The organism is Candidatus Marithrix sp. Canyon 246, assembly GCF_001723685.1.
Classification (GTDB): Bacteria; Pseudomonadota; Gammaproteobacteria; order Beggiatoales; family Beggiatoaceae; genus Marithrix.
Window position 1 is genome coordinate 58,286 of the sequence record NZ_MCBX01000038.1, and the last position, 22,231, is coordinate 80,516.

Annotated in this window: 24 protein-coding genes and 1 pseudogene; 4 read left to right on the top strand and 21 right to left on the bottom strand. The window is 35.1% G+C overall.

Features of this window, described 5'->3' with window-relative positions; genetic code table 11:
• Positions 1-40: 40 nt before the first annotated feature.
• A complete protein-coding gene (locus tag BHU68_RS12925) occupies positions 41-1,912 on the top strand; it encodes a multicopper oxidase family protein (protein WP_069472451.1) in 1,872 nt (623 codons plus the stop codon).
• 49 nt (positions 1,913-1,961) lie between these two features.
• Here the strand turns inward: BHU68_RS12925 and BHU68_RS12930 are convergent, their stop codons facing one another.
• The 21 genes and pseudogenes from BHU68_RS12930 to BHU68_RS13030 all read right to left on the bottom strand — a co-directional run bounded on the left by BHU68_RS12930 (position 1,962) and on the right by BHU68_RS13030 (position 18,912).
• Positions 1,962-2,249, bottom strand: coding sequence for a hypothetical protein (locus BHU68_RS12930; RefSeq protein WP_069472452.1), 288 nt, complete (start codon positions 2,247-2,249; stop codon positions 1,962-1,964).
• 7 nt (positions 2,250-2,256) lie between these two features.
• On the bottom strand, positions 2,257-2,391 hold the full coding sequence (locus BHU68_RS18110) for a hypothetical protein (protein ID WP_256359140.1): 135 nt from the start codon (positions 2,389-2,391) through the stop codon (positions 2,257-2,259).
• A complete protein-coding gene (gene ubiB, locus BHU68_RS12935) occupies positions 2,388-3,950 on the bottom strand; it encodes a ubiquinone biosynthesis regulatory protein kinase UbiB (RefSeq protein WP_069472453.1) in 1,563 nt (520 codons plus the stop codon). The genes BHU68_RS18110 and ubiB overlap by 4 nt, the downstream gene beginning before the upstream one ends.
• On the bottom strand, positions 3,947-4,417 hold the full coding sequence (locus BHU68_RS12940; protein WP_069472454.1) for a ubiquinone biosynthesis accessory factor UbiJ: 471 nt from the start codon (positions 4,415-4,417) through the stop codon (positions 3,947-3,949). The genes ubiB and BHU68_RS12940 overlap by 4 nt, the downstream gene beginning before the upstream one ends.
• Positions 4,414-4,911, bottom strand: a complete 498-nt coding sequence (locus tag BHU68_RS12945) for an RDD family protein (protein WP_069472455.1) — start codon at positions 4,909-4,911, stop codon at positions 4,414-4,416. Before BHU68_RS12945 ends, BHU68_RS12940 begins: the two co-directional genes overlap by 4 nt.
• Positions 4,908-5,651 carry a bifunctional demethylmenaquinone methyltransferase/2-methoxy-6-polyprenyl-1,4-benzoquinol methylase UbiE gene (ubiE, locus tag BHU68_RS12950; RefSeq protein ID WP_069472456.1) on the bottom strand — a complete coding sequence of 248 codons (744 nt, stop codon included), beginning with the start codon at positions 5,649-5,651 and terminating at the stop codon, positions 4,908-4,910. Before ubiE ends, BHU68_RS12945 begins: the two co-directional genes overlap by 4 nt.
• 126 nt (positions 5,652-5,777) lie before the next feature.
• Positions 5,778-6,419: a lytic transglycosylase domain-containing protein gene (locus BHU68_RS12955; RefSeq protein ID WP_069472457.1), complete on the bottom strand. Its 642-nt coding sequence runs from the start codon at positions 6,417-6,419 to the stop codon at positions 5,778-5,780.
• A gap of 266 nt (positions 6,420-6,685) precedes the next feature.
• Positions 6,686-6,871 (bottom strand): annotated as a pseudogene (gene eno / locus BHU68_RS18445) (phosphopyruvate hydratase); the annotation flags it as partial.
• A gap of 137 nt (positions 6,872-7,008) precedes the next feature.
• On the bottom strand, positions 7,009-7,251 hold the full coding sequence (locus BHU68_RS12965) for a hypothetical protein (RefSeq protein ID WP_069472459.1): 243 nt from the start codon (positions 7,249-7,251) through the stop codon (positions 7,009-7,011).
• A gap of 370 nt (positions 7,252-7,621) precedes the next feature.
• Positions 7,622-8,047 carry a DUF29 domain-containing protein gene (locus BHU68_RS12975; protein ID WP_069472461.1) on the bottom strand — a complete coding sequence of 142 codons (426 nt, stop codon included), beginning with the start codon at positions 8,045-8,047 and terminating at the stop codon, positions 7,622-7,624.
• A complete protein-coding gene (gene eno / locus BHU68_RS12980) occupies positions 8,047-9,327 on the bottom strand; it encodes a phosphopyruvate hydratase (protein ID WP_069472462.1) in 1,281 nt (426 codons plus the stop codon). The genes BHU68_RS12975 and eno (BHU68_RS12980) overlap by 1 nt, the downstream gene beginning before the upstream one ends.
• A gap of 1 nt (position 9,328) precedes the next feature.
• Positions 9,329-10,150: a 3-deoxy-8-phosphooctulonate synthase gene (gene kdsA, locus BHU68_RS12985; protein ID WP_069472463.1), complete on the bottom strand. Its 822-nt coding sequence runs from the start codon at positions 10,148-10,150 to the stop codon at positions 9,329-9,331.
• On the bottom strand, positions 10,147-10,953 hold the full coding sequence (locus BHU68_RS12990) for a D-amino acid aminotransferase (protein ID WP_069472464.1): 807 nt from the start codon (positions 10,951-10,953) through the stop codon (positions 10,147-10,149). Before BHU68_RS12990 ends, kdsA begins: the two co-directional genes overlap by 4 nt.
• A gap of 6 nt (positions 10,954-10,959) precedes the next feature.
• The gene (locus BHU68_RS12995) at positions 10,960-12,078 is read right to left on the bottom strand and encodes a D-alanyl-D-alanine carboxypeptidase family protein (protein WP_069472734.1); all 1,119 of its coding nucleotides are present in this window, start codon (positions 12,076-12,078) and stop codon (positions 10,960-10,962) included.
• Positions 12,079-12,083: 5 nt separating this feature from the next.
• A complete protein-coding gene (locus BHU68_RS13000; RefSeq protein ID WP_069472466.1) occupies positions 12,084-12,575 on the bottom strand; it encodes a septal ring lytic transglycosylase RlpA family protein in 492 nt (163 codons plus the stop codon).
• Positions 12,556-13,560, bottom strand: coding sequence for a lytic murein transglycosylase B (gene mltB, locus BHU68_RS13005; protein ID WP_069472467.1), 1,005 nt, complete (start codon positions 13,558-13,560; stop codon positions 12,556-12,558). Before mltB ends, BHU68_RS13000 begins: the two co-directional genes overlap by 20 nt.
• A gap of 10 nt (positions 13,561-13,570) precedes the next feature.
• Entirely contained in the window at positions 13,571-14,674 is a 1,104-nt protein-coding gene (rodA, locus tag BHU68_RS13010; protein WP_069472468.1) for a rod shape-determining protein RodA, read from the bottom strand.
• Entirely contained in the window at positions 14,671-16,506 is a 1,836-nt protein-coding gene (gene mrdA / locus BHU68_RS13015) for a penicillin-binding protein 2 (protein ID WP_069472469.1), read from the bottom strand. The genes rodA and mrdA overlap by 4 nt, the downstream gene beginning before the upstream one ends.
• The gene (gene mreD, locus BHU68_RS13020; RefSeq protein ID WP_069472470.1) at positions 16,496-16,987 is read right to left on the bottom strand and encodes a rod shape-determining protein MreD; all 492 of its coding nucleotides are present in this window, start codon (positions 16,985-16,987) and stop codon (positions 16,496-16,498) included. The genes mrdA and mreD overlap by 11 nt, the downstream gene beginning before the upstream one ends.
• The gene (gene mreC, locus BHU68_RS13025) at positions 16,984-17,817 is read right to left on the bottom strand and encodes a rod shape-determining protein MreC (RefSeq protein ID WP_069472471.1); all 834 of its coding nucleotides are present in this window, start codon (positions 17,815-17,817) and stop codon (positions 16,984-16,986) included. The genes mreD and mreC overlap by 4 nt, the downstream gene beginning before the upstream one ends.
• A 45-nt stretch (positions 17,818-17,862) precedes the next feature.
• Positions 17,863-18,912, bottom strand: coding sequence for a rod shape-determining protein (locus BHU68_RS13030; protein ID WP_069472472.1), 1,050 nt, complete (start codon positions 18,910-18,912; stop codon positions 17,863-17,865).
• A 114-nt stretch (positions 18,913-19,026) separates the two neighbouring features.
• Between BHU68_RS13030 and gatC the strand changes: the two genes are divergently transcribed.
• Genes gatC through gatB form a run of 3 tightly spaced genes read left to right on the top strand, consistent with a single transcriptional unit; the run spans position 19,027 to position 22,230 of the window.
• A complete protein-coding gene (gene gatC, locus BHU68_RS13035) occupies positions 19,027-19,314 on the top strand; it encodes an Asp-tRNA(Asn)/Glu-tRNA(Gln) amidotransferase subunit GatC (RefSeq protein ID WP_069472473.1) in 288 nt (95 codons plus the stop codon).
• Between the two features lie 20 nt (positions 19,315-19,334).
• Positions 19,335-20,798, top strand: coding sequence for an Asp-tRNA(Asn)/Glu-tRNA(Gln) amidotransferase subunit GatA (gene gatA / locus BHU68_RS13040; protein ID WP_069472474.1), 1,464 nt, complete (start codon positions 19,335-19,337; stop codon positions 20,796-20,798).
• Position 20,799: 1 nt separating this feature from the next.
• The gene (gatB, locus tag BHU68_RS13045; RefSeq protein WP_069472475.1) at positions 20,800-22,230 is read left to right on the top strand and encodes an Asp-tRNA(Asn)/Glu-tRNA(Gln) amidotransferase subunit GatB; all 1,431 of its coding nucleotides are present in this window, start codon (positions 20,800-20,802) and stop codon (positions 22,228-22,230) included.
• The last annotated feature ends 1 nt before the right edge of the window (position 22,231 follow it).

A 22,231-nucleotide genomic window follows, 5' to 3' on the forward strand; every position in this document is an offset into this window, starting at 1 on the left:
AATAGAGTTTTAATTTTATCAATTATGGAAAAACAGTATAATGAGTAAAATATTAATATTACTTTTACTAGTATTTAACCCACTAGTTCTACAAGCTAATTGGCAACTGGATATTGGCATTTCGGGAGATTCCCCAAAAAAGCTCAATGAAGATTTAAATTTGCAATTAAACATTCAGGTAACAAATAGCCAAAATGCAGATATTTATTTAGCATTACAGTTACCTGATACAAAATTATTGTTTTTACAAACACAGAATAATTTAACCACCAAAGTTGCCGCTTATGCTAGCAAGCAAGCACCAAACAACACTGCTTTTAATATCACTACGCAATTGCCGCAAGATTCACAAGCGGGTAAATATAATATCTATGCTGTGGCAACTAAAATTGGGGTAGATGTATTTGATCAAAGCCAATGGCTTAGCCCCTTAGCACACAAGGGTTTCTTTTTCATCAATAATAGTTTCCCTATTCCACCACTGTTGACAGGCAGCCTTAATGATAAAGGACAAAAAGTTTTTAATTTAAACTTACAACAAGCTGAGAAAAGCTTTTTACCGGGTACTAAGACTGCTACTTTAGGTATTAACGGCGATTATTTAGGACCTACTATTCGAGTTTCCAATGGAGATAATGTATTATTTAACATACATAATACGATAGGCGAAACAACCACAATTCACTGGCATGGCGCACATGTTCCCCCCAAGATGGATGGTGGTCCCCATCAGAAGATCAAAAATAATGCGACTTGGCGGCCTTTTTTTGAAATAAAACAATTGGCTGCAACAATATGGTATCACTCGCATTTAAAAGGCAAGACGGCAGAACATGTTTATAAAGGATTGGCTGGAATGTTCATTATAGATGATGCTGTTAGCGATAAACTAGCTTTGCCTCGCAACTATGGTGTGGATGATATTCCTGTGGTGGTGCAGGATCGTCGTATTGCTGCAAACGGTGAGATGACTAGCCAAATCAGAAATGAGATTGATATGATGGGTTTGCGTGGAGAATACATTTTGGTCAATGGTGCCATTACTCCCACGCTGAATACTCGCGCTCAGGTGATCCGTCTGCGCTTGCTTAACGGTTCTAATGCGCGGATTTATAACTTTGGCTTTGCAGATAATCGTGAATTTTATCAAATTGCCAGCGGTGGTGGTCTATTGGAAGCCCCTGTGACTATGCAACGCTTACGTCTTTCATCGGGTGAACGTGCTGAAATTTTATTGGATTTACGTGCTGATAGCGGTAAATCTCTGTTATTAAAAAGTTATTCAGCAGAAATTACTCCCATGACGATCACAAACAGTATGATGCGTGATACATTGGATATGCAAACTTTTGATGTAATGAGTATTCGTGTAGGTGAAACAGGTGATAATGGCTTATCTATTCCGACCAAATTGACCACAATTGAACGTTTGCGTCCAGAAGATGCTGTAGTCACCCGCTCCTTCATGCTCAAAGTAAGAGGCATGATGGGTGGAGGCGGAGGAGGTATGGGCATGAACGGTTTAATAGCTGCTAATAATGCGGAAACCTTTGAGAACTTAAGCAATCGCAAAATGTTTACCATTAATGACAAAGTGATGGACATGAATAGGATTGATGAAACTGTGCGTTTAGGCGATACTGAAATTTGGACGATCAGGAATAATAATGTGATGGCGCATCCTTTCCATATTCATGACATTCAATTCCAGATTCTGGATCGAGATGGGCAAGCACCTAGTGCCGGAGAAGCAGGCTGGAAAGATACGGTGTTAGTATTACCCCATGAGACAGTGCGGGTTATAAGCCGCTTTGAGGATTTCGCAGATCCAGATATACCTTATATGTACCATTGTCATATTTTAGAGCATGAAGATGCGGGTATGATGGGACAGTTTCTGGTTATTAAATGATTAATTAAGCCTTGTAAGGTCGGTTATCACCGACCCTACAGATACTGGATTAGTATGTTTGTATTCCATATTTTAGTAATAACCTTGGTAGAATATCGTCAAGGTTTTGTACATCTTTATCTTCTAATTCTATGAGCTTAAGATTGTATTTTTTATAAATATTTTGCTTTATTTGCTTTCTTTCTAGGTACTTTGAATCATTTTCATATCCCCAATACTCAATATAGACTTTACCTGTTGGAAGATAGAAATCAGAATAAACATCTTCTTCAATAGGGAGTTTTCTTTCATAAGCGTGAACCACTTCAAACATATATAGCCAGTTATCAATAAGCATTTCTGCCTTAGATCGTGTGAAGTGTCCATGTATCATCCTTTCTTTCTACCCAACCAAGATTTAGAAATTTTGCAAATAGTTCTTTAGGTGTTATTCCTAGCTTTTTTGATAAGGCAGTTGTTGATATATGTTTTATCTTCATAAAAATACAATCCCAAAACCCGCAGCAATAACACTAGTAACCAATATCAATATTAAACGTTGATGAAATTGTTGCATGTCCTTACGCATTTGAATTAATTCATTATTTAGGTGTTTTAGTTGCTGTGATTTAATTTGATCTTGGCTTAGGGATTCGTGAATTAGTAGTGGCATTTCTGGCATTTTTTCTATCCATAGGGGTAGGTTGTTACGTATGCCTTTTATAAATGCTCGCATTCCTACTCGTTCATCCATCCAACGTTCTAAAAAGGGTTTGGCTGTTTGCCATAAGTCTAAATCTGGATAGAGTTGTCTGCCTAATCCTTCTATGTTTAGTAGGGTTTTTTGTAGCAGTACTAGTTGTGGTTGTACTTCCATGTTGAAGCGTCGCGCTGTTTGAAATAGTCTTAACAGTACTAGTCCAAAGGATATATCTTTTAATGGTTTGTCAAATATCGGTTCGCAGACGCTGCGAATTGCTCCTTCAAATTCTTCGATTTTGGTTCCTTCCGGTACCCATTCTGAATGTACATGTAATTCGGCAACGCGGTGGTAGTCACGGCGGAAAAATGCTAGAAAGTTGGCGGCTAAGTAGTGTTGATCTTCTGTACTTAGGGTGCCCATGATACCAAAGTCAACTGCAATGTAGGAGGGGCTATTAGGTTTGCTTGGATCAACAAAAATGTTACCGGGGTGCATGTCGGCATGAAAGAAGTTATCTCTGAATACTTGGGTGAAAAATATTTCTACTCCTGCTTCTGCTAGATGCTTTAAGTTCATGCCTTGCTGTTTTAAGGTTTCAATGTTGCTAACTGGAATACCTTTTATGCGTTCTATTACCATTACATTTTGCAATGTGTAATCCCATTCTACTTCTGGTATATATATTAAGTCTGAGTCTTTAAAGTTACGTCTTAGTAAGGTTGCATTAGCGGCTTCTTTGACTAAGTCTAGTTCGTCTTGCAGGTTTTTTTCAAATTCAGCTACTACTTCCATGGGGCGTAATCTGCGCCCATCAGCCCAATAGCGATTGGCTATATTGGCTAAAAAGTAAAGTAGTTCTATATCTTTATGAATATTTGCTTCAATTCCGGGGCGTAATATTTTAACTACTACTTCACGCCCATTGTGAAGACGCGCTACATGTACTTGTGCAATCGAAGCTGCTGCTAGTGGTGTGCTATCAAAGTGAGCAAATACTTCTTCTACAGGGCGTTCATAAGCTTGTTCAATTATTTTACGTGCTTGTTCGCCATGAAAGGGCGGTACATTATCTTGTAATTTAGCTAATTCCAGAGCAATATCATCAGGTAATAAGTCACGCCGTGTGGATAGAATTTGACCAAATTTAATAAAAATTGGTCCCAATTCTTCTAGGGCTAGACGTATTCGCATTGCCCGTGTAAGTTTTTTTGGACGTAACCAGTAATCCAGAGTCAAGTAGGATAAAAGGCGTAATGGGCGAAATATTTTAGTTGATAGTAATAATTCATCTAAGCCATAACGCACAATTATGCGATAAATACTCACTAAACGTATAAGCTGACGAATAAGTCTCATGTTAATTTTTGTACTCGTTGTTCTAAACGTTCAAAATCATCGCGTAGGGTATCTACTTGATTGAGAAAGTTTTCCATTTCTGCGCGTTTAACAATTGCTGTTGGTAATAATTGCAGTTTGAGCTTTTGTTTCCATTGCCAATCAAGATTTTTTATGATATAAAACATATCTTGAGCAATACTAATATCACCTGTTATTTTCATATCAGGATCATTTGCAGAAGTTTCGGTTTCTAATAATAGACGTAATAAAGTAAATGGAGTTGTAGAAATGTAAACATCTGCTTCTCCTTCATATTGATTCAATAGCATAACATTTTGATTATCAATAAATATATATTTATTGATATTAATACTATTTAATTCAAAGCGAATAATTTTACCTGATAATTTTTTGAGGGCTTCTAAACTATCTTTATCTAATAAAGGTATTGCTTGATTTATTAAGGTTTCTATTGCTAAGTTCAATGGTAATATCTCTTCAATTGTTCTAAAGGAATAGTGGCTTCGTCATGTATAATCACTACGGTGCCTGCAATTTTGTCATGCCAACCTTGTTTGCGTTTATCCCATAGAATCCATAAAAATCCTAAGCCTAATGGAATTAGGGAGATGATATAGGCTATAGAACGTAGCATTGCTTGTTGTAAATCTATAGGTTTGCCTGTATCTGCATCAACTATTTCACTATCAACTATTAATTTTCCCGGTGTGGCGGCGTATTTTACCCATAATCCTAGTATTAAAAATATTGGTAACATACCTTGAACTAAAAACTTTTGCCATGGAAAGTTTTCTAGCATCGGTAATGTAGCTAACACCTGATCTGGTAATACTAAATAATCAGTATTGTCAACATAAGTTGATAGGTATGTTATTAATCCTACTATCCATAAAATATCAATACAAGCGGCAAACAAGCGTCGCCAAAATCCTGCATATTCTGTTAATGAGGTGATCATAATTTATATCCTCTATGCACAGCGGCAATACCACCGCTTAAATTGTGATAATCACAACGTTCAAAACCAGCGTCTTCCATCATTTCTAATAAATTATCTTGATTGGGGTGCATACGAATTGATTCGGCAAGATATTTATAACTTTCTGAATCATTAGCAATTATTTTGCCTATAAATGGTAAAATTTTAAAAGAATAGGTATCATAAATAGGTTTTAAGGGGCTTATTTTTAGTTCGGAAAATTCTAATATCAATAATTTGCCACCGGGTTTTAATACTCGTAACATGGATTCAAGTGCAGCGTCTTTATTGGTGACATTACGTAAACCAAAGGCGATAGTTATAAGATCAAAACTATTATCGGCAAACGGTAAAAATTCTGCGTTGACTTGAGCATAGTCAACTAATATGCCTTTATTTAATAAACGTTCACGCCCTACTTCTAACATTTTATCATTAATATCAGCTAGTACAACTTGCCCTTGTGAGCCTACAATTGTTGCAAATTTAGCGGCTAAATCGCCAGTACCCCCAGCTAAATCAAGGATTTTTTGCCCACGTTTTACACCTGCTAATTCTATAGTAAAGCGTTTCCAGATACGATGTATGCCACCAGACATTAAGTCATTCATGAGATCATATTTTGATGCAACCGAATCAAAAACATCAGTAACGTGTTGAACTTTTTCTTCAAGCGGCACTTGGGTAAAGCCAAAATGGGTGAGTTTTTCAGATGTCATGATATGTTTATATATTTATATTTAAGAATGCAGTTAAGTATAGCGGATTTTTAAAAAAAATACATAAATGAAAGAAATAAGAAGGGATGATAAGGAAGTGAGGCTTTCGCCTCACAAGATGTGAAATTATCTTCTATAATATCTCAAGACTTTTCTAACATAGCGTCTTGTTTCTCTATAAGGCGGAACTCTGTTACCATAGCGTTTAACCGCACCCGGACCAGCATTGTAAGCAGCAACAGCTAACCTTTTATTTCCTCTATATTTCCTTAATAAATAACGTAAGTAGCGAGCACCACCCATTACATTGGAAGCGGGATTCATGCGATTTTTGACTCCAAACTGTCTTGCAGTTCTTGGCATTAATTGCATTAAACCAACAGCACCATGATTTGATCTAGCTCTAGGATTGAATCCGGATTCCGCTTTTATTATAGAACGTATTAGTCTGGCATCAACTCCTGTTTTTCTAGCAGCTCGGTTTATTAGTTTTTTATAACGACTATGCTTTAGATATCTTTTACGTATTCTGCGCTTTTTAGCCCATCTACGCTTTTTAGTCCATCTACGCTTTTTAGTCCATCTACGCTTTTTAGTCCATCTACGCTTTTTATATCTTTTAGATGACAATTGGAGCTTAGCTATCACAATTTGTTGACTATCATTTATAATGTTTTGATTTACAAAATCATTTTTGGTTGCATATAAGTGATGTGAAAAAAAAGATAAACAAGTAATGACAATAGCCATTAACCATGATTTTACCATGTGATCCTCTAAATGTTAGAATGAAAGATTTTTTATAGTTTATAACTTCATCTCAACTAAGCAATAATTAGTAATTTATAATAATTATTAAACAGTGATGATTCGCTATGAAGTTAAATGTAATTTATGCAATATTAATACCAGTAATGCGTATGTTTAAATAATGTTTTTTGAGTTAAACCTTTAGCTTTTATCTTAATAAATATGTGGATGTGAACTGAATTTAAGGTAACAACTTTAATTAAATTATTATAGTTATTAAAATCGGAATCTAATTTTTTACCTTCTGAAGTTAAATTATATGTACCATTTTTGTAAAATTCTGAACTAGCGGCATCGATACCTATCATAATTTTTAAAGCATGAAATACTTCTGCCCCATAGCGCACTGCTTCTGTTAAAGAACTAGCACCTACAGGAATAATCATAAATTCTTGTATATCAACATTATTGAATCTACTTATAATATTTTTTCATTATATGCTAAATCAATTATTTAAGTCAAGATTATTGGGTTAATAACTTCAAAATAATTATGATATAATATTAATTATTATCAAACACATTTTGCATTATTATTCTGCTTATATCATTCCCGCCACTGAATATGAGGATTTGTTAATCCAGCACAAGGCTCAATTCCTAAACAGTTTAATATAAAGAAAAAATTCATCATAAGAGTCGGCAAATGTTGTAAGCCTTGGTTGGTAAATTGATAAGCAAAAATGCGTTCTTGATCCAAAACCAAGGGATGAAATAGTCCTGTTGGGGTAGCTAGGGTATGAATTTCTTTGAGTTCGCCTGTATTTAAATAGAAAATTCGTTTATCCACGTAATTCGTTGTACTCAATACAATCTAAAGAATTTTAAGACCACTTTATGTTTGTGCTTATAGCAAGTGAACTTATAGTAGCTCCAAGATTTCTCCTGCTAGTCGAAATGACAGTGGGCAAACAAAAAGACGTTTACCCACCCTACTTGGCTACTGGGCTTGGATTTCCCTCTCTTGTTGCCTATCCTGAAAAGAATAGAATTTGGCTTTTTGAATCTGGATTTTATCCTTAGCAAAGGAAGCAGAACTGATGGATAGAGTGGCAGCAACTACTGTTATAATGATAATCTTTTTCATAATTTTTTAAAACAACAGGTAATTGATTTGCTGAAAAATAAGAATAGGAAGTGAGGCTTTAGCCTCACAATAGTTAATCAGGATAAAATTCCTGATTTAAAATTTCATCTAATGAATATTCACAAGTTTCTGGAAAGGTATCTTCATCTAATAATGTTTCATTAGCTGCTGAAAGTATGGCAATCTCATAAGCAGATGCTATTTTTTGTTCAATTTCATATTTTAAACTTGGGCTATCTTTCAATAATAGCTTAATTCGTTTTCTTTGTTCTTTTATAGTTCTTTGCCAACTTTTAGAACGTATATGTGATTGAAATTGCCATTTTAATAAATGTGCTAATAACACTGCCAATCTATTGATTAATTGACGCTTATCGCTTCTTGCGATTGCTTCAAGTTCTTCAGCTATATTTGCAATATCTAATTGTGAAAATTTTTTTTCCCTTAATAGTTGGGCACTTTCTAATAACCATCCGTAAAAGTCTTGTTCATAATGCATTATAAATTATAAAACGCAGCCTTACCGGGATAAGTAACTTGATCGCCCAATTCTTCTTCAATACGAATCAATTGGTTATACTTAGCAACACGATCTGAACGTGATAATGAACCAGTTTTGATTTGCCCTGCTGATGTTGCAACTGCCAAATCTGCAATAGTACTATCTTCAGTTTCACCAGAACGATGAGAAATTACAGCTGTATAACTAGCGCGTTTCGCCATTTCAATAGCAGCAAGAGTTTCTGTTACGGTACCAATTTGATTCAATTTAATTAAAATCGAATTAGCAATTCCTTTCTCAATACCTTCTTGTAAAATCTTGGTATTAGTAACAAATAAATCATCACCAACTAATTGGATCTTGTTATCTAATTTGTCAGTTAAAATTTGCCAACCGTCCCAATCATCTTCTGCCATACCATCTTCAATTGATAATATCGGATATTGATCTACCCACGCGCTTAAATAATCAGCAAATTGTACAGAATCTAATTTTTTACCTTCTGAAGTTAAATTATATGTACCATTTTTATAAAATTCTGAACTAGCGGCATCGATACCTATCATAATATCGTTACCAGCTTTAAATCCAGCCTTATCAATTGCTTCTAATATAACCTCTATTGCAGCTTCATTAGAAGATAAATTTGGTGCAAAACCACCTTCATCACCAACTGCTGTATTCATGCCTTGTATCTTTAACACAGTTTTTAAAGCATGAAATACCTCTGCCCCATAGCGCACTGCTTCTGTTAAAGAACTAGCACCTACAGGAATAATCATAAATTCTTGTATATCAACATTATTATCAGCATGGGCACCACCATTAATAATATTCATCATTGGCACCGGCATTTGCATTGCACCAGCACCACCTAAATATCTATACAATGGTATTTGTAACTCATTAGCAGCCGCTTTTGCCGCTGCCATAGAAACTGCTAATAATGCATTTGCACCTAAACGTCCTTTATTCTCAGTGCCATCCAAGGCAATCATCCTAGAATCAATTTCTGTCTGTGCCGTTACATCCACACCAATTAAAGCGTCACAAATTTCGCTATTAACAGACTCAACAGCTTTAAGAACACCTTTACCAAGATACCTAGTAGGATCACCATCGCGTAACTCAACTGCTTCTCTGGCACCAGTAGAAGCACCAGATGGTACTGCTGCACGTCCTATAGCCCCTAACTCTGTTATAACTTCTGCTTCAACGGTGGGATTACCGCGTGAATCAAGAATTTCACGAGCATGTATATCGGCAATCTCTGACATTTTATTCTCCATCTATGTTTTTTATGATGCTATCAATTAATTTTAATTTTTCTAATAATACAGCCATTTGATCTAAAGGCCATGAATTAGGACCATCACTTAAAGCCTTATCAGGTTCAGGATGGGTTTCTATAAATATACCAGCAATTCCTACTGCAACCGCAGCACGAGCTAAAACTGGCACAAATTCTCGTTGTCCACCAGAACTGCTACCTTGCCCACCGGGCAATTGTACTGAATGTGTGGCATCAAATATAACAGGACAATGTGTCTGACGCATGACAGCCAATGATCGCATATCTGACACTAGATTATTATATCCAAATGAAACCCCGCGTTCACACACCATAATCTCATCATTTCCAACAGCCTTAGCTTTTTTGACTACATTGATCATATCCCAAGGTGCAAGAAATTGACCTTTTTTGATATTAACTGGTAATCCTTGTTTAGCAACCTGTTGAATAAAATTGGTTTGACGACATAAAAACGCTGGTGTTTGTAATATGTCAACTACGCTTGCTACTTCTGCTAAAGGAGTGTCTTCATGCACATCAGTAAGCACTGGTACTTGACATTGCTGTTTGACTGTTTCAAGGATTTTCAATCCCTGTTCGATACCCATCCCACGAAAACTGCTGTGTGATGAACGATTGGCTTTATCAAACGAGGATTTATAAATAAAAGGAATATTTAACTTGCTAGTTATTTCTTTTAACTGAGCCGCTGTATCTAAAGCCAATTGTTCTGACTCAATAACACATGGACCAGCTATAAGAAACAAGGGTTTATCTAAACCCACTTCAAAGCCACATAGTTTCATAACTGTTTATATAGTTCTAACACTTGTGACCACACTGCTCCAACTTCACCCGTTCCAACAGGCTGATTATCAAGACTAATAACTGGCAAAATTTCACGAGTAGAACTTGTGACCCAAATTTCATCGGCAGAACGTAATTGTGCTTCAGAAATATTCTGTTCTTTAGCTGACGGCATAATTTCAAGCACAATATCACGAGTAATACCGGGCAAGATAAAATTACTTTTAGGAGGAGTAATAACCACACCATTTTCTACAATAAAAACATTGCTAGCGGCACCCTCAGTAACAAAACCATCCCGAATTAAAATTGCCTCATTTGCACCAGCCTCGACAGCAGCTTGACGCAATAATATATTAGGCAATAAAGCAATAGACTTAATATCACAACGCTTCCAACGTGTATCTTCACAAGTAATCGCTGTAATAGGAGCTGGTACAGCGACTCTATTAAGAGGATTACTCATAACTAAAACAGTTGGATTAACCACTTGAGGAAACTGATGATCGCGTTTTGCAATACCACGAGTAACTTGTAAATAAATGGAACGATCACCGCCATCATTACGAGTTATGACAGAATTTAAAATCCCAGTCCATTCCTCGGTAGTGAATGGATTAGCTAACTTAATGCCACTAAGACTATTTTCTAAACGTTGCAAATGTTCTGCTAATTTAAAAATTAACCCATTATAAACTGGAATAACTTCATAGACACCATCACCGAAAATAAAACCTCGATCTAAAACTGGTACCCGTGCTTCTTCTAAAGGTAAAAATTCACCATTAAGATAAACTATCATATATATTTAATGAAACAGTAATAAAAAAGAATCTATCATACGTTTTCCAAAAGAGCCTTTTTCAACGCTTGAAAGAGCAACTAAAGGGCGTTTTAAAATGATTTTATCATCTAAACGAATTTTTAAGCTACCATAAGATTTTAAAGCGGTAACTGGTGCTGTTATATATTTATCAATATATAAAGTCGCACGTAATTTAGAATATTGCCCTCTAGGTACTGTGATATAAAATGCTTCTTTTAAGCCTAATTTTAATTGTGTAATATCACCTTGCCACACTCTTTCTGAACTAAGTGCATGATATGCTGGATATAAAGCATAAGTTTTAAAAGCGCGAAATCCATAATCAAGCAATTTTTTGCTCATTGTAGCCCTAGCCTTTTGATTTGCTGTACCTAAAACCACTGAAATTAAACGCATATTCTTACGTTTAGCAGAAGCTGCTAAACAATAACCAGCCGCTTTAGTAAAACCAGTTTTCATACCATCAACACTGGGATCACGCCGTAATAAAAGATTACGATTATGTTGGGTAATATTATTATAGGTAAATTGCTTTTGTGAATACCAACGATAATATTCAGGAAAATCACGAATTAAAAAATATGCAAGTTTGGCAACATCGCGTGCAGAACTATAGTGTTGTGGATCATTTAAACCAGTAGAGTTAGTATAATGAGTATTAGTTAAACCTAAACGTTCTGCTGTTTTATTCATTAAACTGGCAAATTCTTCTTCATTACCTGCAATATGTTCAGATAAAGCAATACTTGCATCATTACCTGATTGGATAATCATTCCTTTTAGCAAATCTTTGATTGTTACCATAGAATTTACTTCAAGATACATTTTTGATCCTCCCATACGCCAAGCTTCTTCACTAATTTTAACTTTATCAGTTAATTTAATTTTACCTACTTGTAATTGATTAAATACTATATAGGCAGTCATTAATTTAGTGAGACTTGCTGGTTCAACTGCTTTATCAGCATCTTTTTCTACCAGAACTTCACCACTATGAAAATCTTGTAATATATAAGAACGAGCTTCTATATCTGGTGGAGAAGAAGCTGAAATAGCACAAATGGGATGTAGTAAAATTAAACTAAATAATAATTTATTCATCTTTCTTAAAAAGTTTTAACTAATACACGACGTGAAGGATGTTTAATTAAATCCAATTTACGTGCAGCCCAATAAGATAATTTAATTAATTTACTGTTATCATATAAACGATCAGTAATAGTAACTACAACACTACGACCATTGCGTAAATTTTTCACTCTAACTTTGCTTAAAAAAGGTAAGCTGGCATGTGCTGCTGTCATACCATATAGATCATAAATTTCACCGCTAGCAGTTTTCATTCCATTATGTATTAATCTGTACCTAGAAGCAGAGCCTTGTGCCATATAATTACGTACTACTCTTTTCTTTGGTTTGTTTCTAACAACAAATGGTTGTTGTTTAATAGTAGGTTTTTTAACAACTACTTTAGGAGTTGCTTTTTTTACTATTTTTTTCACAACAGGTTTAGCTTTAACTGTTGGTTTTATTTCATTTGAACTACAAGCAGTTATACTAACTGCTATAAGTACTAAACTAATTATATCTTTCTTCATAAATCCTCGCAATTTCTTGAGATAATTGATAAACTGCCATCGCATAATGCTTACTATGATTATAACGAGTTATAACATAATAATTTTTAAAACCTATCCAATAGGCAGTACCCATTCTGGTTCTTAAATCTACAAACATGACTTTGGTATCATCTGATTCATTACCATTGTATCTAGCTCCCATCCGTTTCAATTGAGCTAAAGTATATCTAGGTTCAAATTTTAATCCTAATAAGGTTTCAGCGGCATTAGAAGAACGTACTTGAGTAGCTTTCATTACTGGTTCACCCTTTTGCCAACCATATTCCTTAAAATAATTAGCTACACTGCCAATCGCATCAGCATGATTATTCCAAATATCACGTCTGCCATCACCATTAAAATCAACCGCATAATTTCTATAGCTACTTGGCATAAATTGCCCAATACCAAATGCTCCAGCATAAGAACCTTTAAGTCTAAGTGGGTTTGAACCTTCTTCGCGTGCCAATAAGAAAAAATGTTCTAACTCTTGACGAAAAAAGTCAGCTCGTCTTAAATAATCAAAACTTAGAGTTTTAAGAGCATCAATGATTCTAAAACCACCTTTATTTCTACCATAACGGGTTTCTACTCCTATAATAGCTATGATGATTTCAGCGGGTACACCATATTTTTTTTCAGCGCGTTTTAAAATATGTCTATTTCTACGCCAATATCTAACTCCATTATCAATATGATTACGAGTAATAAATTTGCCTTGATATTTATACCATGGTCTGCCTCTTCTTTTTTTACCCGGAGTGCGACGAGGAGGAGTCATTAAACGAATAATATTTTGTTTTCTCTTGGCTTGACTAATCCAAGAAATTATTTGTGATTTCTCAAATCCATGTTTTACAACCATTTGATCGGCAAAATCACCAATACTGACAAATTTATCAGCATTTGCATTGATACTAAATACTAATAATCCTAAAAAAATATATTTATTTATTTTACTCATTGATTATACCTTATTGTGATAAGAAACGTTTGTGTGTATGTATTGCCATAATAAATCCAAAACCTGCCATTAATGTGACTAAAGAAGTACCTCCATAACTAATTAAGGGTAGGGGAACACCGACAACAGGTAATAAACCTGTTACCATACCCATATTAACAAATATATATACAAAAAAAGTTGAAACTAAGCTCGCAGCAAGCAGACGACCATAAGTATCTTGAGCTTGAGCAGCAATATACATGCCTCTGGATAAAATGAAAAGATAAATTAATAATAATATTCCAGCACCAATTAAACCAAATTCTTCATTATATACAGCATAGATAAAATCTGTGGTGCGTTCTGGTAAAAAGTGTAATTGAGATTGAGTTCCATTTAACCAGCCTTTGCCTTCAATTCCTCCTGAGCCAATAGCAATTTTTGATTGAATAATATGATAACCAGTACCTAATGGATCAGCTTCAGGATTAAAAAGGGTTTTGACTCGTTGTTGTTGATATGGATGCATTATGTAAAACCATAAAATTGGTATAAATGCCCCTACCAAACTCAGAAATCCCAATATTAGTTTCCAAGCAATTCCTGCAAATAATAATACAAATATACCAGAAGATGCAATTAATAATGATGTACCTAAATCAGGTTGTTTAGCCACCAACAATACAGGGAAGACAATCAATATTAGAGCTACAACTATGCGTCCATAACTAGGTGGCAAAGGTCGATCAGCTAAATACCATGTAATCATCATAGGCATAATGATTTTCATTATTTCAGAAGGTTGAAATACCATAAATCCAAGATTTATCCAGCGTTGCGAACCTTTACTTGTAGTTCCTATAAGCAATACTAATACTAATAATAATACGCCGATAAGATAAATCCACGGTACCCATCTAAATACTTTTTGAATCGGTATTTGAGCAAGTAGCAGCATTATTCCTAATCCAGCTGCAATTCTTATTAATTGACGGATCATAAGGTCAATATTTTGACCTCCTGCACTATATAAGATTATTAAACCTAAAGTTAATAATGTTAATAAGCCAAATAATAAAGTAGTGTCTAAATGTAAAAAATGCTTATTAGTCCAACGGGTTTGCATATTCATTTTCGTAACAAATAATGATCCATGACTTTTTTAGCTATAGGCGCAGCAGTCGAACTACCACCACCGCCATTTTCTACTATGACTGATATTGCAAGACGTGGGTTTTTTAAAGGTGCAAATGCTACAAACAAAGCATGATCATGAAATTTTTTCTTTAGCCTCCTTGCATTATAAGTTTCTGATTGTTTAATTGTGATTACTTGTGCAGTACCAGTTTTACCTGCAAAACGATAACGCGAACCTCTTCCAACTTTATTTGCAGTTCCTCTGCGACTATGTACTACTGCTCTCATCCCACCAATTGCTGTCTTCCAAAAATCTTGTCTTTTTAAATGAATAGTCTTTTGAATTATAGGAGATATGATGCTCATTTCATTAGATTTAGGATCATCCATTGCAAAGACCATACGTGGTTGTTTAAATTTGCCATGATTACTTAATGTAGTAGTAGCTACCGCTAATTGTAAAGGTGTTGCTAACATATAACCTTGTCCTATCCCTGTAATTACAGTTTCACCGGGATACCAATGTTTATTATATCTGCGACGCTTCCATTCTCTGGAGGGCATTAATCCTCCTAATTCACCAGTAATATCAATTCCAGTTTTTTTCCCAAAACTAAAGCGTTTCATGAATTTATTTAGGCGATCAATACCAAGATCATGAGCTAAATCATAGTAATAGACATCACAAGATTGTTCTAATGATGAATGAAAATTCACACTACCATGACCTCTTTTTTTCCAATCACGATAACGATGGCTTTGACCCTTTAGACTATACCAACCTCGACACCAAGTACGACTATATTTCGTTCTTACTCCATGCTCAAGCCCTGCTAAGCCAACAAAGGCTTTTATAGTGGAACCGGGAGGATATTGACCACGTATTGCACGATTATATAATGGACGCTCTGGAGAATCACGTAAGGCATTATAATCTTTATAACTTATACCATTTACAAACAAATTTGGATCATAATAAGGCATACTTGCTAACACTAATACTCCACTTGTTTTAGGATCTATTACTACTAGTGCAGAACGATGTTTAGAAAGAATTTCTTCAGTATATTTTTGTAATTCAATATCCAAATTTAAATATAAGTTCTTACCTGCTATGGGAGAGGTTCTTTCTAAAACTCGAATAATATGCCCTTTAACATTAGTTTCTACTTTTTGAAATCCTGTTTGTCCATGTAACTGTTTTTCATAATATTTTTCTATACCCAACTTACCAATATAGTTACTACCCAAATAATTAGATTTATCAATCCTTTTTAATTCTCGTTCATTAATTCTTCCAACATAACCAATGGCATGAACTCCTGTAGCCCCAAGGGGATAATAACGACTTTGATTACTCTGGATTTCTACACCAGCAAAATGATGTCTTTGTACCGAAAAACGCGCTACCTCACCTTCAGTCAAACGGTGGCGTAATGGAATACTGTTAAATTGACGTTTTTGTCTTGATTGTTTTTTAAAGCGAGTAATATCAGATTCTTCTATTACTATAATGTTTTTCAATTTATCTAATATATGATCAAGTTTTTCGGTAAGTTTTTCAGGAATTATTTCTAAACTATATGATATGCGATTTTCAGCTAGTAACACTCCATTACGATCATAAATTAATCCCCTTGTCGGGGGTAATGGTAAAATCTTAATGCTATTTTCTTCTGATTTAGTAATGTAATCCTGATGCTGTATAACTTGTAAATAATACATACGTGCAAATATAAGCGATAGAAATAACAACATTAGGAACCAAGCAATAATAGCACGGTTATGGAAAATTTTATTTTCTTGAGTGGAATTTTTAATATACATTATAAGTACGCCGCATATCACGTAAGATTATAAATAACCAAGGCCATAATAACATACTGCTTAATCCCTCATATATAAACGATATGAGAACCAGTGGTGGATGACCTAATATGCTGTTAATTATTATGTTGAGTAAGTGGGTGATTGTTATTAATCCAAATATTACTATTGCTTGTTGCCATAAAGGAAATAAACGTATTTGACGATGTAATTTTATACTAATATAAGCAATGAAAGAGAAGAATAAGGCATGTTGCCCTAACAGACTATTATGTAATACATCATAAATAATTCCAATATTCCAAGCAGTTATAATACCGATACGTTGAGGAATAGCTAAACACCAATAAATTAAAACCATTTCAACCCAATCTGGTCGCCATATTGTTGCCCATATTGGTAATGGTATTATTGCTAACATAAAACTAACAATAAAACTCAGAATGATAACCCAACCACCATGATGTTTTTCTACACTCATTTATTGGTTTTCCATACTAATAAAACTTCACTATTTTGTTCTAATCTTGCTAGTGGTGATGCTTGTACTTGTGCATATGGCTTACCTATATCAGGAGTAACATCAATCACTATTGCAACTGGATAACCTTTGGGAAATTTATCGCCAAAACCAGAAGTTACAAGTAAATCACCTATTTTGATTCCATCATTTAAACCAATATTAGATATATATAATAAAGATAAACGATTTACTGTACCCATACCTTTAGCAACTGTACGTAAACCAGTGCGTTCTATTTGAACTGGTAATTGATGATTATAATCTGTAATTAACATTACGATACTAGAAAACATTCCAACTTGCGTGATTTGACCTATAACTCCTTGGGCATCTATTACTGGTTGATTTATAAATACACCATGTTTACTGCCTTTATTAATTGTAATATCCCGTTTAGCAGAATCTAATTCTACTGCTAATATTTCAGCAAGCATAACTCGTTCGCCTAGTCTGGTTGAACTACGCAATACTTGTCGAAGACGTTTATTTTCTTTGTTTAGATGTTGATACTTTTGCAAGCCAACTTTTAAACGTAGATTTTCTTCATATAATTGCGCATTTTCTTCCAATAATTTGACACGCCTATTGGCACTCATAGATAGCCATTGACCAGTCTTTAATGGTAAATTAACTAAATATTGAATTGGATAGACTAAAGTTAATAAATGAGTTCGCACCGTTTGCAAATATCCGAAACGATGATCAGTTATCATTAGAATGAGTGATGCTAAGATAAATAGCATTACTCTTATATTTAAAGTTCGTTCTTCTGTAACTGAAGATTTCATGTGATTATTCTGTTAGGGCTGACCTTAGATGTCTGCCCTAAATTATTACATACTTTCTAACGCAAACACGTCAGGTCCATGTTCTTCAATTATTTCTAATGCACGACCACCACCACGTGCTACGCAAGTCAATGGGTCATCGGCTATAATAACTGGTAATCCAGTTTCTTCCATAATTAAACGATCAATGTCCGTTAATAAGGCTCCACCACCTGTTAATACAATCCCTTTTTCAGCAATATCAGAGCCTAATTCAGGTGGAATTTTTTCTAAGGCAGTTTTTACTGTACCAGTAATATTTGCTAACGGTTCTTGTAATGCCTCTAAAATCTCATTACTATTCAGTTTAATGCTACGAGGAATTCCTTCTGCTAAATTACGCCCTCTGACATCAATTTCTAATAAATCTTTACCTGAATAAGCTGAACCTATTTCCTGCTTGATACGTTCAGCGGTTACTTCACCAATTAAGGTGCTATAATGACGACGTACATAGGCTATAATGGCTTCATCAAAGCGATCACCACCGGTACGAATAGATTCAGAATATACAATACCGTTTAGAGATAAAATCCCTATTTCTGTGGTGCCACCTCCTATATCAAGTACCATTGAGCCTGTAGCTTCACCAACAGGCATACCTGCACCTATAGCGGCTGCCATAGGTTCTTCTATTAAATAAACTTCTCGTGCGCCAGCACCAGCGGCTGATTCACGAATAGCACGACGCTCAACTTGAGTTGAACCACATGGTACACATATAAGTACTCGTGGAGAAGGCTGCCAGATTTTATTATCATGAACTTTATGAATAAAATACTGCAACATTTTTTCCGTGATAGTAAAGTCTGCAATAACACCTTCTTTCATTGGTCTTATTGCGGTAATATGACCGGGAGTACGTCCTAACATACGTTTGGCATCTAAGCCAACCGCTGCTATGGATCGATTACTACCACTACCATCACGTCGAATAGCTACCACAGATGGTTCATCAAGAACAATGCCTTGTCCTCTAACATAAATGAGCGTATTTGCTGTGCCTAAATCAATCGACAGATCGTTTGAGAAAAGTCCGCGCAAACGTTTGAACATGGAATTGAGTCAATCCTATGGTGAATAAATTATAATAGTAAAAATATTACTTTACCAAGCGATTTAAGTTTAAGCAAGTCTGAAATGATTTTTTTTTAACCTTAGAGTAGTAAAATGTCCTTATTAAAAGAAGAAGTTGAAAAAATTGCTCATCTAGCTCGAATTTCTTTAAATGAACAAGATATTCCAGTTTATACACGCAATTTATCTGATATATTAGCTTTTGTTGAGCAAATGAATAATGTCAATACGGCTGATATAGTGCCAATGGCACATCCGCTTGATGCTACAGCACGTTTACGTGCAGATATAGTATCAGAAACCAATCAGCGCGATAATTTTCAATCAATTGCACCACAAGTTGAAGCTGGTTTATATTTAGTCCCTAAAGTAATTGAGTGAATTAACAATTAATAACTACTATGCACAATAAAACTCTTGTCGAATTATCTAAAGCGTTACATAAAGGTGAATACTCTAGTGTTGAGTTGACTCAACATTTTTTAGATAGAATTAAAAATTATGATTCACAGATTAATAGTTTTATTACTATAACAACTGATGAAGCATTAAAAGCAGCTCAGGCTGCTGATCAAATTATTGCTAATGGTGATGCCGGTTTCTTAACCGGTATCCCTTTAGCTCATAAGGATATATTTTGTACTCATGGAGTTAAAACTTCATGTGGTTCAAAAATGCTAGATAACTTTATTGCTCCTTATAATGCCACAGTTGTTGAAAAATGTCAGGCGGCTGGCATGGTGATGTTGGGTAAAACCAATATGGATGAATTTGCTATGGGTTCTTCTAATGAAACTAGTTTTTATGGACCGGTAAAAAATCCTTGGGATATAAAATCGGTGCCCGGTGGTTCATCAGGAGGATCAGCGGCTGCTGTGGCTGCTCGTTTGGCACCAATTGCTACTGGCACTGATACTGGTGGTTCAATTCGTCAACCTGCGGCTTTATGTGGTATAACTGGTTTAAAACCAACTTATGGTCGAGTTTCGCGTTATGGCATGATAGCGTTTGCTTCTAGTTTGGATCAAGCTGGTCCAATGGGGCGTAGTGCTGAGGATGTGGCACATTTGTTAAATGTTATCAGCGGTTTTGATGAGCGCGATTCAACTTCTTTAGATGTGCCTAGTGATGATTATACTGCTAACTTAAATGATAAGTTAGCAGGATTAAAAATTGGTTTACCTAAAGAATATTTTGCGGAAGGTTTAGATTCTAATGTTGCTAAAGCCTTGGAATCTGCCATTAAAGAGTTTGAACAGGCTGGTGCAACTCTGCATGAAATTAGTTTGCCTAACACACATTTAGCGGTACCTATTTATTACATAATAGCTCCAGCAGAATGTTCTTCTAATTTATCTCGTTTTGATGGAGTGCGTTTTGGATATCGTTGCGAAAACCCAACAGATTTAGATGATTTATATACACGTTCACGTGGTGAGGGTTTTGGTGCTGAGGTTAAACGTCGTATTATGATTGGTGCTTACGCGCTTTCTGCTGGTTATTATGATGCTTATTATTTAAAAGCTCAACAAATCCGCCGCTTAATTAGTCAAGATTTTTCAGATGCGTTTAAACAAGTTGATGTGATTTTAGGACCAACTTCACCAACAACGGCTTTTAAAATTGGTGAAAAATCGGATGATCCTGTTACTATGTATTTATCTGATATTTATACAATTGCGGTCAATATGGCAGGTTTACCAGCAATGTCAATACCGGCTGGTTTGGTTGAACAGCGTCCAGTTGGCTTACAATTAATAGGTAATTATTTAAAAGAAGCGCAGTTATTGAATGTGGCTCATCAGTATCAACAAGTTACTGATTGGCATCAGGCTGTACCACAAGATTTTAAAGAGGTTTTATAATATGGCATGGGAAGTCGTAATTGGTTTAGAAATTCACGCGCAATTAGCTACTAAAAGTAAGATTTTTTCTGGTGCTTCTACCGCTTATGGGGCTGATCCTAATACACAGGCTTGTGCTGTGGATTTAGCTTTGCCCGGGGTGTTACCTGTTCTTAATATGGCTGTGGTAGAAATGGCAGCAAAATTAGGTTTGGCTATTGGGGCTGAAGTTGCACAGCGTTCTGTTTTTGCTCGAAAGAATTATTTTTATCCTGATTTACCTAAAGGTTATCAAATTAGTCAATTTGAGTTGCCAATAGTTGGAAAGGGGCAACTTAATATTGAGCTTGATGGTGAAGAAAAAACTATTGGTGTTACTCGCGCTCATTTAGAAGAAGATGCCGGTAAATCTTTACATGAAGATTTTCAGGGTTCAACTGGTATTGATTTAAATAGAGCTGGTACACCATTGTTGGAAATTGTGTCTGAGCCAGATATGCGTTCGTCTAAAGAAGCTGTTGCTTATATGAAGAAGATACATTCTTTAGTACGTTATTTAGATATTTGTGATGGCAATATGCAAGAAGGTTCGTTTCGTTGTGATGCTAATGTTTCTGTACGCCCTGTAGGGCAAGAGGAATTAGGTACTCGTGCTGAATTGAAGAATTTGAATTCGTTTCGCTTTGTTGAACGCGCTATTAATATTGAAGTTGAGCGACAAATTGATATTTTAGAAAGCGGCGGTAAGGTGGTACAAGAAACTCGTTTATATGATGCTGATAAAAATGAGACTCGTTCCATGCGTTCTAAGGAAGAGGCTAATGATTATCGTTATTTTCCCGATCCTGATTTGTTGCCGCTAGTCATTGAGCCTGAATTTTTAGAACAAGTTAAAGCTAAATTACCAGAATTGCCTGATGAGAAAAAACAACGCTTTATGCAAGCATATGCTTTATCTTTGTATGATGCCGCTGTATTAACTAGTAGTCGTGAATTAGCTGAATTTTTTGAACAGACTGTTAAGTTATCTGCAAGTGATGCTAAATTATGTGTTAATTGGGTAATGGGTGATTTATCGGCTTTATTGAATAAAGAAAATTTAGACATTACTGAATCTAAAGTTACTGCACCACAACTTGCTGGTATGTTGCGTCGAATTAGTGATAACACCATTTCAGGCAAAATTGCTAAAACTGTTTTTGAGGCAATGTGGGCTGGTGAAGGTGACGCTGATAAGATTATTGAACAAAAAGGTTTAAAGCAAGTTACTGATAGTGGCGCAATTGAGAAATTGATTGATGAAGTAATTGCTAATAATCCTAAACAGTTAGAACAATATCGTGCTGGTAAGGAAAAATTATTTGGCTTTTTTGTCGGGCAAGTGATGAAGATTTCTAAGGGTAAAGCCAATCCAGCGCAGCTTAATGAATTGTTGAAGAAAAAATTGAGTTAAT

Coding starts and splice junctions, on each gene's coding strand:
- BHU68_RS12945 (WP_069472455.1), bottom strand. CDS start 4,911: ATGATCACCTCATTAACAGAATATGCAGGATTTTGGCGACGCTTGTTT.
- mrdA (WP_069472469.1), bottom strand. CDS start 16,506: ATGTATATTAAAAATTCCACTCAAGAAAATAAAATTTTCCATAACCGT.
- mreD (WP_069472470.1), bottom strand. CDS start 16,987: ATGAGTGTAGAAAAACATCATGGTGGTTGGGTTATCATTCTGAGTTTT.
- ubiE (WP_069472456.1), bottom strand. CDS start 5,651: ATGACATCTGAAAAACTCACCCATTTTGGCTTTACCCAAGTGCCGCTT.
- BHU68_RS13030 (WP_069472472.1), bottom strand. CDS start 18,912: ATGTTCAAACGTTTGCGCGGACTTTTCTCAAACGATCTGTCGATTGAT.
- BHU68_RS18110 (WP_256359140.1), bottom strand. CDS start 2,391: ATGAAGATAAAACATATATCAACAACTGCCTTATCAAAAAAGCTAGGA.
- gatC (WP_069472473.1), top strand. CDS start 19,027: ATGTCCTTATTAAAAGAAGAAGTTGAAAAAATTGCTCATCTAGCTCGA.
- gatA (WP_069472474.1), top strand. CDS start 19,335: ATGCACAATAAAACTCTTGTCGAATTATCTAAAGCGTTACATAAAGGT.
- BHU68_RS12930 (WP_069472452.1), bottom strand. CDS start 2,249: ATGCTTATTGATAACTGGCTATATATGTTTGAAGTGGTTCACGCTTAT.
- eno (WP_069472462.1), bottom strand. CDS start 9,327: ATGTCAGAGATTGCCGATATACATGCTCGTGAAATTCTTGATTCACGC.
- mltB (WP_069472467.1), bottom strand. CDS start 13,560: ATGAGTAAAATAAATAAATATATTTTTTTAGGATTATTAGTATTTAGT.
- BHU68_RS12990 (WP_069472464.1), bottom strand. CDS start 10,953: ATGATAGTTTATCTTAATGGTGAATTTTTACCTTTAGAAGAAGCACGG.
- gatB (WP_069472475.1), top strand. CDS start 20,800: ATGGCATGGGAAGTCGTAATTGGTTTAGAAATTCACGCGCAATTAGCT.
- BHU68_RS13000 (WP_069472466.1), bottom strand. CDS start 12,575: ATGAAGAAAGATATAATTAGTTTAGTACTTATAGCAGTTAGTATAACT.
- mreC (WP_069472471.1), bottom strand. CDS start 17,817: ATGAAATCTTCAGTTACAGAAGAACGAACTTTAAATATAAGAGTAATG.
- rodA (WP_069472468.1), bottom strand. CDS start 14,674: ATGAATATGCAAACCCGTTGGACTAATAAGCATTTTTTACATTTAGAC.
- BHU68_RS12975 (WP_069472461.1), bottom strand. CDS start 8,047: ATGCATTATGAACAAGACTTTTACGGATGGTTATTAGAAAGTGCCCAA.
- BHU68_RS12925 (WP_069472451.1), top strand. CDS start 41: ATGAGTAAAATATTAATATTACTTTTACTAGTATTTAACCCACTAGTT.
- BHU68_RS12995 (WP_069472734.1), bottom strand. CDS start 12,078: ATGAATAAATTATTATTTAGTTTAATTTTACTACATCCCATTTGTGCT.
- BHU68_RS12955 (WP_069472457.1), bottom strand. CDS start 6,419: ATGGTAAAATCATGGTTAATGGCTATTGTCATTACTTGTTTATCTTTT.
- kdsA (WP_069472463.1), bottom strand. CDS start 10,150: ATGAAACTATGTGGCTTTGAAGTGGGTTTAGATAAACCCTTGTTTCTT.
- ubiB (WP_069472453.1), bottom strand. CDS start 3,950: ATGAGACTTATTCGTCAGCTTATACGTTTAGTGAGTATTTATCGCATA.